The sequence below is a fragment of the Chitinophaga rhizosphaerae genome, from assembly GCF_003958645.1.
In the GTDB taxonomy this organism is placed as follows: Bacteria; Bacteroidota; Bacteroidia; order Chitinophagales; family Chitinophagaceae; genus Chitinophaga; species Chitinophaga rhizosphaerae.
In genome coordinates, this window is record NZ_RXLO01000024.1 from 1 (window position 1) to 13,289 (window position 13,289).

At 54.1% G+C, this 13,289-nt stretch carries 19 protein-coding genes; 6 read left to right on the plus strand and 13 right to left on the minus strand.

The window, feature by feature from the left end:
- Window positions 1-197: 197 nt before the first annotated feature.
- The gene (locus EJ361_RS26060; RefSeq protein WP_262707091.1) at window positions 198-329 is read right to left on the minus strand and encodes a hypothetical protein; all 132 of its coding nucleotides are present in this window, start codon (window positions 327-329) and stop codon (window positions 198-200) included.
- An 86-nt stretch (window positions 330-415) separates the two neighbouring features.
- Entirely contained in the window at window positions 416-1,123 is a 708-nt protein-coding gene (locus tag EJ361_RS25355) for a DUF4377 domain-containing protein (protein ID WP_126249379.1), read from the minus strand.
- Window positions 1,124-1,820: 697 nt separating this feature from the next.
- Between EJ361_RS25355 and EJ361_RS25360 the strand changes: the two genes are divergently transcribed.
- Both EJ361_RS25360 and EJ361_RS25365 read left to right on the plus strand, forming a co-directional pair.
- Window positions 1,821-2,372 carry a CAP domain-containing protein gene (locus EJ361_RS25360; protein ID WP_126249380.1) on the plus strand — a complete coding sequence of 184 codons (552 nt, stop codon included), beginning with the start codon at window positions 1,821-1,823 and terminating at the stop codon, window positions 2,370-2,372.
- A gap of 200 nt (window positions 2,373-2,572) precedes the next feature.
- Window positions 2,573-3,124, plus strand: a complete 552-nt coding sequence (locus tag EJ361_RS25365; RefSeq protein ID WP_126249381.1) for a CAP domain-containing protein — start codon at window positions 2,573-2,575, stop codon at window positions 3,122-3,124.
- 3 nt (window positions 3,125-3,127) lie between these two features.
- Here EJ361_RS25365 and EJ361_RS25370 read toward each other — a convergent pair whose 3' ends face one another.
- Both EJ361_RS25370 and EJ361_RS25375 read right to left on the minus strand, forming a co-directional pair.
- The gene (locus tag EJ361_RS25370; protein WP_126249382.1) at window positions 3,128-3,379 is read right to left on the minus strand and encodes a hypothetical protein; all 252 of its coding nucleotides are present in this window, start codon (window positions 3,377-3,379) and stop codon (window positions 3,128-3,130) included.
- 9 nt (window positions 3,380-3,388) lie between these two features.
- The gene (locus EJ361_RS25375; protein ID WP_240646740.1) at window positions 3,389-4,201 is read right to left on the minus strand and encodes a glycoside hydrolase family 25 protein; all 813 of its coding nucleotides are present in this window, start codon (window positions 4,199-4,201) and stop codon (window positions 3,389-3,391) included.
- Between the two features lie 75 nt (window positions 4,202-4,276).
- On the opposite strand from EJ361_RS25375, the gene EJ361_RS25380 reads away from it, so the two are divergent.
- Window positions 4,277-5,302, plus strand: coding sequence for an SPASM domain-containing protein (locus tag EJ361_RS25380; protein WP_126249383.1), 1,026 nt, complete (start codon window positions 4,277-4,279; stop codon window positions 5,300-5,302).
- Window positions 5,303-5,348: 46 nt separating this feature from the next.
- Here EJ361_RS25380 and EJ361_RS25385 read toward each other — a convergent pair whose 3' ends face one another.
- The 3 genes from EJ361_RS25385 to EJ361_RS25395 are packed head-to-tail and all read right to left on the minus strand — an operon-like array spanning window position 5,349 to window position 6,362.
- Entirely contained in the window at window positions 5,349-5,714 is a 366-nt protein-coding gene (locus tag EJ361_RS25385) for a hypothetical protein (RefSeq protein WP_126249384.1), read from the minus strand.
- A 17-nt stretch (window positions 5,715-5,731) separates the two neighbouring features.
- Window positions 5,732-6,142 (minus strand): hypothetical protein, encoded by a 411-nt coding sequence (locus EJ361_RS25390; RefSeq protein WP_126249385.1) that lies wholly within the window; start codon window positions 6,140-6,142, stop codon window positions 5,732-5,734.
- Between the two features lie 25 nt (window positions 6,143-6,167).
- Entirely contained in the window at window positions 6,168-6,362 is a 195-nt protein-coding gene (locus EJ361_RS25395; protein ID WP_126249386.1) for a YtxH domain-containing protein, read from the minus strand.
- Between the two features lie 210 nt (window positions 6,363-6,572).
- Between EJ361_RS25395 and EJ361_RS25400 the strand changes: the two genes are divergently transcribed.
- Window positions 6,573-7,646 (plus strand): AI-2E family transporter, encoded by a 1,074-nt coding sequence (locus tag EJ361_RS25400; RefSeq protein WP_126249387.1) that lies wholly within the window; start codon window positions 6,573-6,575, stop codon window positions 7,644-7,646.
- 5 nt (window positions 7,647-7,651) lie between these two features.
- Here EJ361_RS25400 and nadD read toward each other — a convergent pair whose 3' ends face one another.
- From nadD to paaA, 5 genes are read right to left on the minus strand one after another with little or no spacing between them, the layout of a single operon-like run.
- Window positions 7,652-8,221 (minus strand): nicotinate (nicotinamide) nucleotide adenylyltransferase, encoded by a 570-nt coding sequence (gene nadD, locus EJ361_RS25405; RefSeq protein WP_126249388.1) that lies wholly within the window; start codon window positions 8,219-8,221, stop codon window positions 7,652-7,654.
- A gap of 27 nt (window positions 8,222-8,248) precedes the next feature.
- Entirely contained in the window at window positions 8,249-8,734 is a 486-nt protein-coding gene (gene paaD / locus EJ361_RS25410; RefSeq protein WP_126249389.1) for a 1,2-phenylacetyl-CoA epoxidase subunit PaaD, read from the minus strand.
- Window positions 8,735-8,736: 2 nt separating this feature from the next.
- Entirely contained in the window at window positions 8,737-9,501 is a 765-nt protein-coding gene (paaC, locus tag EJ361_RS25415; RefSeq protein ID WP_126249390.1) for a 1,2-phenylacetyl-CoA epoxidase subunit PaaC, read from the minus strand.
- Complete coding sequence (locus EJ361_RS25420) at window positions 9,488-9,874, minus strand: 1,2-phenylacetyl-CoA epoxidase subunit B (RefSeq protein ID WP_126249391.1); 387 nt, start codon at window positions 9,872-9,874, stop codon at window positions 9,488-9,490. Before EJ361_RS25420 ends, paaC begins: the two co-directional genes overlap by 14 nt.
- Before the next feature lie 19 nt (window positions 9,875-9,893).
- Window positions 9,894-10,892 carry a 1,2-phenylacetyl-CoA epoxidase subunit PaaA gene (gene paaA, locus EJ361_RS25425; RefSeq protein ID WP_126249392.1) on the minus strand — a complete coding sequence of 333 codons (999 nt, stop codon included), beginning with the start codon at window positions 10,890-10,892 and terminating at the stop codon, window positions 9,894-9,896.
- Between the two features lie 119 nt (window positions 10,893-11,011).
- Between paaA and EJ361_RS25430 the strand changes: the two genes are divergently transcribed.
- A complete protein-coding gene (locus tag EJ361_RS25430; RefSeq protein ID WP_126249393.1) occupies window positions 11,012-11,638 on the plus strand; it encodes a DUF922 domain-containing protein in 627 nt (208 codons plus the stop codon).
- Between the two features lie 63 nt (window positions 11,639-11,701).
- Window positions 11,702-13,135, plus strand: coding sequence for a S41 family peptidase (locus tag EJ361_RS25435; RefSeq protein WP_126249394.1), 1,434 nt, complete (start codon window positions 11,702-11,704; stop codon window positions 13,133-13,135).
- A gap of 61 nt (window positions 13,136-13,196) precedes the next feature.
- Here EJ361_RS25435 and EJ361_RS25440 read toward each other — a convergent pair.
- On the minus strand, window positions 13,197-13,289 hold a 93-nt coding region (locus EJ361_RS25440; protein WP_164714262.1), incomplete at its 5' end, for an IS3 family transposase.

The window sequence follows — 13,289 nt, forward strand, 5'->3', positions numbered from 1 at the left end:
AATTTCCATTACTACCTGCATTTTAAAGGACATCGTATAATCCTTCTGCGTACGGCGGACATCGCCCTGTGATTGATATCTCCTCATTGTGAGAAAATTTGTGTCAACCTATTTCAGGACGGGTCAATAGCATAAAAAAGGCAGCTTCCCATGAGGAAGCTGCCTTTTTGTATGTAGCATTTTGATTCTTCGGGGAATTACGGTTTCACGTATTTCACCATCGCATACAGGAACATCAGACCAAACAGGATGATGAAAAACCACGCGCCAAAATGGCCGATCTTATTACCGATCTCGTAAAAGGAATTAAGGAAAACAGTCATCAACATGATATACAGTTTTAAGATTTCGACGGCAAGTTAGGGCATATTCCCCGTTTTTAAAAATTTCGGGCGGCGTTTATGACGAGAATCAGCTATTTCGCTTTTTCTTTTTTCACGGTTTCGACGAGCTTGTACGCATACGCGCCTACGTCTTGCCGGGGCGGATCGTGCGGGATGCGGCTCACTTTCAGCTGGTAAACATTTCCTTTCTCGAATTTGAACCCTTCGATCTCGCCCATGAGTTTTTCCCAGGATGCGGGATCGTTCTGCATCCGGTCGCCATATTGCACGTCATAACATTTCACTTTGCCGAAACCGGGGCCGTTTTCACATTCCCCTTCCGATTTCACCCACACCAGCAATTCTTTGGCTGCGGGCGCAGGCGCGGTTTTCTTCGTGAGCGTGAGCCCGTCTGTTCCGTAATCGGTACCTTGGTATACGAGCGATTCTCCGTCTTGCCGGAAGAGGAGCGAATCTTTTTTCGGGTTGCCGCTGCCGACTGTCACGAGCGTGATGAGGATTTTCGCACTGTCGAGCCTGCTCCAGTTGCCCATTTGCACGATTTCGGGGGTGGAGTTCATGTAGTCGGTGGTCATCTGCGCATCGTTGGTGGCGCGCAAAGTGAGGCCCACGAGGCGGCCGGGCGAGGAGGCGGCGGGTATACTCGCTTCGTAATAACCGTCTAATACCACGCTGGTGGCCTCCGTAGCCGTAGAGTCGGCCGCTGGCGCCTTACTGCTGTTCTGACAAGCCGACATGGCAAGCAGGCCAGCCATGAACAGGGTGAAGTGTGTTTTCATGCAACTGATTTTATGCAAATAACAACCGGATCCGGTTTGGGTTGCGTGATTTTATTTGACGGGAACGGATTCCAGCGGTCGATGCCCATGGTGACGCTGACTTTTTATTTGGCGGAACTTTGGGGTGAAATTACAGCGAATGGGTGAAGTTGGAATTCCCGGAAATCACGATGGGGGTGCATTTGCGCCGGGCACCCCGGAAACCGCGACGCCGGTTTTCGTCTGCCGGCATACCATCTTCGACGCGCATTAACAACCGTGCTCCATTACCGTTCCGCTTCAACAAATTTCATATTACAGCCATATTCAGAACGGTAAAAATACGTCCATCGCTACACGATCCTCCATTCGCTCCCCATTTAACATTTTCGATAATTCAAATTCGTACAATTACACTTAATAATTATATTATATGTTTGTTTTCCAGAACGAAAGATAATTATTTATTCCTATGCAATATTGAAAGACCTATACCGTATGGCCGAAAGGATCATCTTTACATCTCATTAACAATCAATTCGTTAACAACTTTTTTACGGGCGCTGATGTGAGATTTCTCACATTCAGTAGTAATTTTGCGTTCGAAGTTATTAACCCGGATTCGCACCTGCTTTCCCTAACCGAATCCACTTGTGGTGATTTTTGACCGCATCCCGAGAAGCCAACTTTTTTTGAGGACTTAAACCATTATCAGACTATGTCAAGACACATGATGCATCCTGCATTGGCAGGAGCGTTGCTGCTGTGCCTATTGGTAACGGCATGCACCAAAGATCCGTTGGAAACGATCACGCCACCGCCGCCGATCCCGGTCAAAGACACGGCATTCGCCATGAACAATCCCGTGAACGCAGCATTGCTGCTCAGTCTTGTGAACGACGTCCGTTCCAGGGGCTGCAATTGCGGAGATACTTTCATGGCCGCCGCGCCGCCCATTTCCTGGAACAGATCCCTGGAGCGCGCCGCGTACCTGCACAGTAAAGACATGAAAGATTTCAATTACTTCAGCCACCAGGACCGGGAGGGCCAAATGGCCGGCTACCGCATTTCCAGCATGGGATACACATGGTCTGCCTGGGGCGAAAACATCGCGCTGGGAAAGCTTACCGAACAAACCGTGGTGGATGGATGGTTCAATAGCGTAACGCACTGTAAAGTCCTCATGAACCCCCGGTTCACGGAGATGGGCGTGGCAAAGGTCGGCAACTTCTGGAGCCAGGAACTGGCGGTCCCCAAGCCTGCCAAATAACCGCATTCATATACAGGTTTTCCGTCATAGCGCACTGATTATTAATTTATTAATTTCGTTAACATAATTTTTGCAAGGATTTGCAGGGGAGGATGTATTTTTGGGTCCTGTTTGATTTTAGCCCTTCCTCTGAAAAAGCCAACGTGCTTTAACCTCCTCCTATTAAAAGCCCAGTACCGACTCATTCAAACTGGGAAATTATGTTACCGAAACTGGTTCGTTATATACCTGTATACGCCGCGGCATGCCTGTTGCTGACCGCCTGCTCCAAAGATGACGCCGTGCAACCGGAAGCCCCCGGGCCCGAAAAGCCCGGCGATCCGCCAACGGCCGTAGTGGTCGAAAACCGCGCGAACAAAGACCTCGTGCTCCAGCTCGTCAATTCCGCGCGCGCCAAAGGCTGCCAATGCGGAGACACCTGGATGCCCCCGGTTTCGCCCTTGGCCTGGAACACCCTGTTGGAGCTCGCCGCAGCCAGGCATAGTAAAGACATGCTCGACCGCAAGTACTTTTCGCACAATAGCCCGTCGGGCGCCACGCCTTCACAGCGTATCACCGCAGCCGGTTACAATTATAACTGGTGGGGAGAAAATATCGCTTCCGGCCCAAAAACCGAGGCGGAAGTCGTGAACGGCTGGCTGAACAGCCCCGGCCACTGCAAGAACCTCATGAGCGCCAATTTCCGGGAAATGGGCGTGGGCCGCACCGCCGACCTCTGGACGCAGGTTTTTGCCGCGCCCGCCGGCCGATAACCATCATGGCGGCGGCATCTTTTTCCGCCACATGCGCCACAGCAGGTACACGAACCCAACGGCACTCAGCACCAGCCAGGTGTAGAAAATGCCCATGAGCAGCGGGGTAGACGCTTCCGGGTCTGCCCATCCCAAGTACAACCCGAAAAAAATATTGATCATCAGCCAGAACATACCGTAGAACACGGTCCTCATAATCTTGATAAGGAACTTCATCAACTGCCAGTCGAACTGATTGCGGGAATCGTCTTCCATGAATTAAAGTTACGGAATGCAGAGTTTTCGCAGCGCGGCACTGTCGCCGCGGAATACGTTGAAATCCACCATCGTCCGGATCCCGTTCACCCTGCCGATGTCGGAATGCTGCCAGAACACCCAGTTCCGCGCGCTACGCGGCCGTTCCTTCTGGTAATAATGCGCCACCCATAGCGGGTAATCGTCGAATTCCTTGCCGAGATACGTTTCGTAAAAGTGGATATTGGTATAGATGATCGGCTTTACGCCGTAGGCCTTTTCCATTTCCTCGAGCCAGATGCGGGCCGTGCTGCGGATTACGGCGGGCGACTGGTTGTTGTGCACCTCGATGTCGAGCACCGGGGGCAGATCTCCCGACTCCAGCTGGACTACATTCTTAAAGTTGATCGCTTGTTTGATGGGGTCGCGGGTGGAGTAGAAGAAGTGATAGGCGCCGCGGATGACCCCTGCGTCGCGGGCTTTTTCCCAGTTGCGGCGGAAGGTGGCGTCTTGCCGGGTAATGCCTTCGGTGGCTTTGATGAACGCGAAAGAGATTTTGATGTTTTCGACTTCCATCTGCTTTACGGCGCGCCAGTTCACGTTCCCCTGGAACTTGGAGATATCGATGCCGTGCACGGAGTAATTGACGGGAATGTCTATCCCGAATTCTTCGTACCGCACGAAGTTTGCGGGCGCCTGTTGCCGGAGGAGCCACCATATGCCGGCGGTAGCGGCCAGCGTCAGCAATGAAACGATCAGGAAAAACGCGCGCAGGCGCTTCCGGTTCTTTTTAGCCAATGTTTGGGTAATTCTTATCGGTTGTTCCTTGAAAATCAGCAGCAAGTATAGGTCAATTTTCGCAAGCTTGCATGAAACCCGTTTGGTTGTCGTATTTTTATCGGCCAAACGGGCCCTATTATGCCGAAACCGAATATCAACGACGCGCTCAATTTCCTGTCCAAGTTCACGCTCCGCAGAGCCTGGAACGCCGGGAAGGTACTGGGCAGCTTTTATTATAGTAAAATGCGCAAGAAGCCCATCCAATGGGGCTATCCCATTTCGATCTCCTTCGAGCCCACCACTTCGTGCAACCTCCGATGCCCGGAATGCCCCAGCGGGCTCAGGGCTTTCACCCGCCCCACCGGCATGCTCGATAACCAGTTTTTCCGGCAAACGATAGACGAGCTGCACAAAGACCTCATGTACCTTATCTTCTATTTCCAGGGAGAACCGTACCTCAATACCGCGTTCCTCGACATGGTTAAATACGCCGCTTCCAAAGGAATATATACCGCCACCTCCACCAACGCCCACTATCTGACCGACGCGAACGCGAAAAGAACGGTGGAATCCGGGCTGGACAGGCTCATCATTTCCATCGACGGCACCACCCAGGACGTATACACGCAATACCGCGTGGGCGGGCATCTTGACAAAGTGATCGCCGGGGCGAAGAATATCGTGAAATGGAAAAAGGAACTCAATTCCAAAAAGCCTTTCGTGTTCTTCCAGTTCCTCGTCGTGAAACCCAACGAGCACCAGATCGAAGATGTGAAAAGACTGGCGGAAGAGATCGGGGTGGACGAAGTGCGGTTCAAAACCGCGCAGGTATATGATTATGAAGAAGGGAACCGCCTTATTCCTACGATCGACAAATACTCCCGCTATAAAAAGAACGACGACGGTACGTATGCCATCAAGAACAAGATGGAGAACCACTGCTGGCGCCTCTGGCATTCGCCCGTAATTACCTGGGACGGCCTGGTGGTGCCCTGTTGTTTCGACAAAGACGCCACGCACCGCCTCGGTGATCTGAAGCAGACGAATTTCAAGACCCTCTGGCACAACGATCAATACGTAAACTTCCGCACCCAGCTGATCAAGGGCAGGAAGCATATCGATATTTGTGCGAACTGCAGCGAGGGTACCCAGGTCTGGGGCTGATCCTCACATAAATTAAAGTGGAGCGTCGGGCATAGGGGCGGGGAAATTATTCCCCGTCGGCCTCGGGATTTGCCGAATTTCTTTTTCTCCGGTGTCTTCTGTTCCGGATTTTGTCTACCAGCTTAATGCCCAGCTTTACGCCGATGAATTCGAGCGCGCCGATGAGCACGCTGTTCAGCATGGATTTGCCGGCGCCGGATTTAAACAGCGTAGTGGCGAGCCCGCCCACCACGCCCAGGAACCCGCTGTTCGCTATACCGGGCACCACGGCGTTCATGGCCATGGAGCGGTAGTTGTCGCGCAGATGGTCTGCCCGGGCGCCCAGCTCTTCTTCCAGCCGGCGGCTCCTGCGTTTGAGGCGTTCCACCTCACGGTCGAGCATTTCGATGTCTTTGATTTTAATTTTCGCCATGGTGGAGGGGGTAGTGATTAATCATTCGCGGCCTGTTTTCTTGCTTCCCTTCTTTCTTCCGCGCGTTCTTCCATTTCTTCGATCTCTTCAACCAGTTCGGCCGCCAGCATATTGGCGAGCGGGCGTTGGATGAGGGATTTGCGGGCGATGAGCAATACTACGAACAGGAGCACGAAAGCGCCTGCCGCGCAGGAAAACCCGAGGGTCATGCTGCCGGTTTTTTCACCGATCCAGAAGCCCAGTACCATCCCGAGAAATACGACTACGAAGAAAAACAGCAGGAAAGCCATGATGAGCGAGAAGAATAATCCCATCGCTTTCGACAGCTTTCCTGCAGCCTGCAGTTTGATAATTGCCAGCCGGGTTTCAAGGTAATCCTTGGCCACCTTGCCGGTTTCCGAGAAGTAGTTGGAAAAGTTATCTTCCATGCAAAGTTTTTTTAAGCGCCGGGGCTTAGGTTAATTCGTTTTCGAGGGCATCTTCGAGCTGCTGCTTTTTGTTGCGGAATTTATCCTTCAGCTTGTCTGCCTGGTATTTCAGTTTACCGACCCATTCCTCTTTCTTATCGGAGTTGAGGAAATAACCAACGGCCACACCCACGGCGGCGCCCACGATGAATGAAACGACTGCTTTTGAATTTCTGCTCATGGTCAAGCGTTTTTTAGTGAAGAAATCGGGTTCCCTGGAGCTGGGGGTCCTATGCTCCAATTTGCATTAAGGTTACAAAATTTGTTCCACAATTGTTCACACCATCCGGCAATTTGGTTAAATCAGCATTATTATTGTATAATTCCCCATGGCGGCAGACTTTGCAGTACTGCCAAAATGCCGTAGGTTTGAAAAATACCCCGATTATATATGAGTTACATCGACAACGACCGGCTGAAACAGGTTTTTTTCCTCCTGATCATCGCATTCCTTGGCATTATCCTGTTCAAGGAACTGTATGCATTTTTCCCCGGGTTCCTCGGCGCCGTGACCCTCTATGTCCTTTCGCGCCGCTGGATGTTCCGCCTCGTGGAATCCCGCAAATGGAAACGCCCCTGGGCGGCGGCGGTTATCATGATCCTTTCGTTTCTCGTTTTCCTGTTGCCCATCGGCCTCCTCGTAAATATGCTCACCTCCAAGGTCGGCTGGGCGATCAGTCACTCGTCCGAGCTCATTTCCGGCCTGAAAAGCATGAACCAGCAGCTGGAATCCGCTACGGGAATTAATATCATGGAAGACGGGCGGCTCGCCAAATTGCAGGAATATATCACCAATGTGCTGCCAGGATTCCTCGGTGCTACGTTCAACACGCTCACGGCCGTGGCCATGCTCTACTTTATTTTGTATTTCATGCTGGTCAACGCCCGCGAAATGGAAGAAGCGCTGTACGAATACATTCCGCTCAAAGACGAGAACGTGGAACTGCTCGCCCGCGAAATGAAGAATATGGTAGTCAGCAACGCCATCGGCATTCCGCTCATCGCCCTTATCCAGGGTGTCGTGTCTTTGATCGGGTATTTGCTGTTCGGGGTGCCGGAACCGGTGTTCTGGTTCGTAGTAACGAGCTTCACGGCCATGCTCCCCGTTATCGGCGCCGCCGCCGTCTACGTTCCGATGGGGATTTATCTCCTCGCCATCGGCAACACCTGGCAGGGTATCGCGGTGCTGGTATATGGGTTCGGCGTGGTGGGGACCTGCGACAACCTCTTCCGCATGATGCTCGCCAAAAGGATCGGGGACGTGCATCCGCTCATCACCATTTTCGGCGTGATCATCGGGGTAAGCCTGTTCGGTTTCGTGGGATTGATCTTCGGGCCGCTGCTTATCTCGCTTTTCATCGTCCTCATCCGCATCTATTCCAACGAGTACCTCGTCAAGAAGCGGGAAGTAAAAGTCGTGAAAACGCCTTCTTCCAAAGAGAAAGTGAAGAAGAAAGAGGAGTAGCCCGCTTATTTATAGTAATTATTCTCCTGGATATATTTCCACACAGCGTCCGGCACCATGTACCGGGCGCTTTTTCCTTCCTTGATGAGCGCCCTGATCCGGCTGCTCGACAAATCCAGCATGGGCGCATCCACGATTTTGCAGTTGCCGCCGAAGGTATCGGTGACCGGGTGGCCGGGCCGGTTATAAATATATATCTCGTAATTATCGAGCAACTGCCGGTAATTCTTCCACCGCGGAATATTCTGGAAACTATCGCTCCCCATGATCACGGCGAATTGCTGCGTGGGGAATTTTTCGGTAAGATAGGTGAGGGTATCGATGGTGAAAGAAGGCCGCGGGAGCGTGAACTCGATGTTGGTGACGCGCAGTTTCTGCTCACCGTCTACCGCCATCTCGGTAAGATGGAGCCGGTGATGCTCGTTCAGCAGGGATGCGGATTCCTTCAGGGGATTGTGGGGAGACACCACCATCCAAACCTTGTCCAGGTCCGTATTGTACGCCATGTAATTGGCGATGATCATATGGCCGGTGTGCACGGGATTGAAGGACCCGAAGTATAAACCGATTTTCATACCGGCAATATACAAGAAAATGCCATTTTACCCGAGCGGTTTGAAATGCTCGAAAACATATCCGCAATTGCGGCAATAGTGAATGGCCCTGCACAGTGTAGAGCCGAAAGGGGAGCGGAGGTAGGTGTTTTCCGAATCACAGTGCGGACAGGCCGTGTGCAGCTCGATCTCCGCATGCTCTTCTCCCTGCCGCATCTGCGGCGGCGCTATCCCGAAGTTCTTCAGCTTTTCATGCGCCCCGGCGGCCATACGGTCGCTGTTCCAGGTGGCTTCCCGGTCGATCTCCACCGTCACTTTCGTATCGAGCGCCTTTTCCAGCGCGGTGCGGATGTTCTGCTTGATATAATCTACCGCGGGGCAAGCGGAGAAAGTAGGGATCATTTTCACGCGGACCCCTGCTTCCTCCACGCTCACCCCGGTGATCATACCCAGGTCAATGACGGACAGCACGGGGATTTCCGGGTCCATCACCTGCTCGAGCGCTTTATAAATATCTGATTCACTGATCGTCATAATTACCAAATGGCCTGCGGGTCTGAGCGGAAAACGGCACCCATTTCCTCCAGCAGGGGTTGTAAATATTCGGTATGATAGCCCTTCCGGCCGCCATAGGCGGGCGTTACACCGTCTTCCGCCGGCAGGTTGAGGCCTGCGGCGGCGCAGAGGTTATAAATCCGGTCCACCCACATTTCCTTCAACTGCTTTTCTCCGGGATAAACCCCTTCGGCCACCAATATCGCTTCGGCTGCTTCGTCCGGCTCAAAAATGCCGAGGGCGAGGGGGAAGCAGGTATTGAGGGCGGATTGCATGCGGGCGTAGCTTTCTTCGCCGGCGCGGCAGAGCTGTGTGATCCAGGCGTTGGCGTGGAGGGTGTGGTATTTGATCTCGCCTTTCAGTTTTTCGGCCAGCGGGCGCAGCGGCGCAAACGAGCTGTTGCGCAATTGCTGGTAGCGGATGGCTTCCGCATGGTCGAACAGGAAATGGCGCATGAGGCTGAAGTCGTATTCCCCGTTGGGATGTTCCACGAAGTGGCAGCATTTGTAATCTTTTTCGTTACGGAGGAACGCGAATGCGTCGGGGTCCTGGCCGCCGAGGTCTTCCTGCAGCATGCGGTACAACGCCCATGCGTGGCCGATCTTGTCCTGCGCCATGGATGAGAAAGCGATATCTTCCTCCATGATGGGCCCAAGGCCTGTCCATTCCGAGTTCCGGTGCCCCTGGATCAGGGCATCGTCGGCCATGGCGGTGAGCATCCGGGCGAGGGCGTCATTTTTTGTCATTCGTGGATTTTTTGAACTGGTTGATTTTTTCCATCACCTTGAAGCCGCTGGCATCGCGGTAGGTTTTTTCGGCATTGTTGGCGAACATGTCTTCGTCTTCGGCATTGAACGCCAGGATGTCGGAACTGCGTACCACCCAGAGGTTGACGCATTTCTTCCGCCGGGCGAACTGTTCCTTGGCGAAAACGAGTGCCAGCTGGGCGTTGGGGGCATGTACGCAGCCTACGTGCTCGTGGTGCGCGCCGCGCTTTTCCTGGTGGAACACTTCGAACGAATTCCAGTTTTCGCCTTCCTGCACTTCCACCGGTCCCCCGGATTCGGGGAGATGCAACCGGTTCACACGGGGGTCTAAAGAATGATGTGGTTGGTCCATAATTGTGCGGTTGTGTGAATTAGGCAACGGGGGCAACTTTCGCGGCGTTCGGGTTCATGAGCGCCTTGCGCACCCATCGCCCGTGCTCTTCGGCCCACTGGCGCACCTGCAGGCGTTCCACGTTGCAGGGGCCGCCGCCGTTGATGACTTTCTTGAATAGGTCCCAGTCGGGATCGGTATAGCTCCATTTCCCCGTGGTTTCGTCTTTTTTCAGTTCCGGATCGGGCAGCGTCATGCCCAGTTCGCGGATCTTGGGAACGTACATATCGAGGAACTGGTTCCGCATATCGTCGTTGCTCGCCATTTTCACTTTCCATTCCATGAGTTTCTGGCTGTGGACGGATGCCTTGTCTGGCGGGCCGAAGAAGTGCATGATGGGCTGCCACCAGCGGTCCAGCGCGTCTTGCAGCATCTGTTTCTGCGCGGGCGTGCCGGTCGCCAGTTCGATGAACGCGTCGTGCCCCTGTTTGAGGTGGAAGCTTTCTTCGTAGCAGATGCGCTCCAGGGCGCGGCAATACGGGCCGTAAGACCCCTTCGCGTTGGCCACCTGGTTCACGATGGCGGCCGCATCGATGAGGAAACCGATCACGGTCACATCCGCCCAGGTTTCCGCCGGGTAATTGAAAACGTTCGAATACTTGGATTTTCCGCTCAGCAGGTCGTTGATCATGGCTTCGCGGCTTTTGCCGAGGGTTTCGGCGGCGTTGTACAGTAACTGGCCATGGCCGATCTCGTCCTGCACCTTGGCGATGAGCGCCAGTTTCCGCTTGAAGCCCGGCGCCCGGGTGATCCAGGTGCCCTCGGGCAACGCGCCGATGATCTCGGAATGCGCGTGCTGCTCGATGAGCCGGATGAGCTGCCTTCTGTATTCCGAAGGCATCCAGTCGCCCGGTTCGATCTTTTCCCCTCTTGCGATGCGGGCTTCGAATTCGGCCAGCTTAGCGGGGTCGTCGTGCAATTGCTCTTCCTTCAACTGCCGTTTGTTCGGTTCGTCGAAAATGTATCCTCCACCGTACATAATGGTGATTGTTTTGGTCTACCGTAAATTACTGATTTCCCCAGAACCCACCAATTTCCTTTCCCGTAGCGGATTTCCGGATTTTTTGAAGTCAAATTGATTTGCGAACTTTAGGGAATATGCGCCCCTTTTCCGCCCTTTTCCTCCTCGCAGGCTGGGCCGCCTGGCCTCCGCCTCCCGTCGCCTCCGCGCCGCAGGGCCCGCCGGAAGTGCTGAAGGTCGTATTCACGGAAGAACAGCGGCCGCTCGACCCTTCGTCCGACACCCTTTTCTACCACCAGCGGCACGCCGCCGCCGAAGATTTCCGCGGTTCCCCGGGCTTCGGGGCCCGGTCAGACGCCGTCAGCTTCACCAGCTTCGGGTTCGACGGCTCCACCCGTCGATTCCGCGACACCCTCGAAGTCCACCTCGTGCTCCAGGTATTCTGGGTCCGCTCCGCCTCCTGGACGCGCATTCAGCCCCCGTCCCGCCACATCCTCGTCCACGAACAGCTTCATTTCGACATCACCCGCCTCGTAGCGGAACGGTTCCGGAAAAAAGTACTGTCCATGCCGCTGACGATCGACGATCACGACAGCCGCATCCAATACGAATACCTCGAATCTTTCCGGGAAATGAACCGGCTCCAGGAAGCGTTCGACGATGAAGCGCACCACGGCGCCAACGGCCTCGCCGAAGCGCGCTGGCAACAGCGCATCCACAGCGCCCTCCGCGAAGAAGGCGTAATCCCCGCCCAACTTCCCTGAGCCGGCGGTAACGCTTCCGCGCCGTTTCCGTATCTTTATGCATATCACCCATCAACCCAACTTATGACCAAGCTCCAGACGCTCTGTACCTGCCTTGCGGCAGGTATCGCACTTTCCGCCTGCAAGAAAGACCGGAAAACCGGCGACCCGGGAACCGCCAACCAGAACAAATATGTGAACGACTGGATTTACAAGAACATGAAAGAGGTCTATTACTGGACCGGTAATATCCCCGCCAGTACCGACCGGACCGTTTCGCCGCCGGAGTTTTTCAGTTCGCTGCTGAAGCGCCCGGAAGACCGGTACTCCTGGATACAGGATAATTTCGAGGAGCTGCTGGCGAGCCTTTCCGGCGTGTCGCAGGAATCGGGGATCGATTACGATCTTTTCCTCGTGGGCAGCAATCCGTATTACCTCGCCGGGATCGTGGAGTATGTGAAGAAGGGGAGCCCGGCCGAAGCGGCGGGGATCATGCGGGGCGATGTTTTCGCGGATATCAACGGCCAGCCCGTCCGGTATACTGGCCTGCAATCGGAAGTGAACAGGTTCGTGGATGCGCTCTCAAAACCCCACAGCCTGGGGATCCGGAAAGTGGTAACGGGGTCAGACGGGAAAGACAGCCTCACCGATGCGCGTGCCGTGCAGCTATCCGTTGTGGAATTGGCGGAAAACCCGTTGTACCTCGATTCCGTCTATACCATCGAAGGGAAGAAAATCGGGTATTTCGTGTATAATTTCTTCGCGCCCGACAAAGGCGATAATACCCATGCGTACGACAACCAGGTGGATGCCGTGTTCGGCCGTTTCAAAAGCGCCGGCGTGCAGCATCTCATCCTCGACCTGCGCTACAACCCCGGCGGCGATTCCCGTTCCACCATCAACCTGGGCAGCAACATCGTCAAAGGCCTCGATCCGAATAAAACGTTCTTCTACCGCAAGTTCAACGACGCGTACCGCGATGCGCTGATCAAAGCCTACGGCGAATCCATCGTCACGTCGAAATTCACGAACGAAGCCAACAATATCGGCAACCAGCTGACGAATTTCATCGTGCTCACGTCATCCGGCACCGCATCCGCCAGCGAGCTCATCATCAACGGTCTCCGGCCTTACATGGAAGTTTACCTGATGGGAGACACCACGGTCGGCAAAAACCTCGGTTCCATCTCGATCTACGAAGAAAACGACCGGAATAACAAATGGGGCATGCAACCCATCGTTTCGCAGGCGTTCAATTCCGCCGACCAGAGCGACTATACGGGCGGTTTCCGCCCGCTCCCGCAGGATGTTTACCAGGAAGGCCTTCGCCTCGGCACCCTGGGCGATATCCACGAACCGCTGCTTTCGAAAGCCCTGACCCGCGTGCTCGGGCACGCGCCCGCCGGCCGCAAAGCCTCGCCGGAAGGCTATCGTACGGTGATCGACAAAATCGGGACGAGCCGGAGCTTCAAAGCCTACAGCGGCCACTTCATCGATCCGCTCCCGAAACGGAACTAACTTTTCCCGCATAAAAAAGGCGCCCGATGTGTAGTGCTCCCAAAAGGTTGGACTTTTTAGATTAAGCGGCTTGAGTTCGATATTGTATTGGACTCAAGCCGTTTAGTTTTAATTTGATTCTGTGGTTATTGTAATAGTTTATGTACTCAATGAT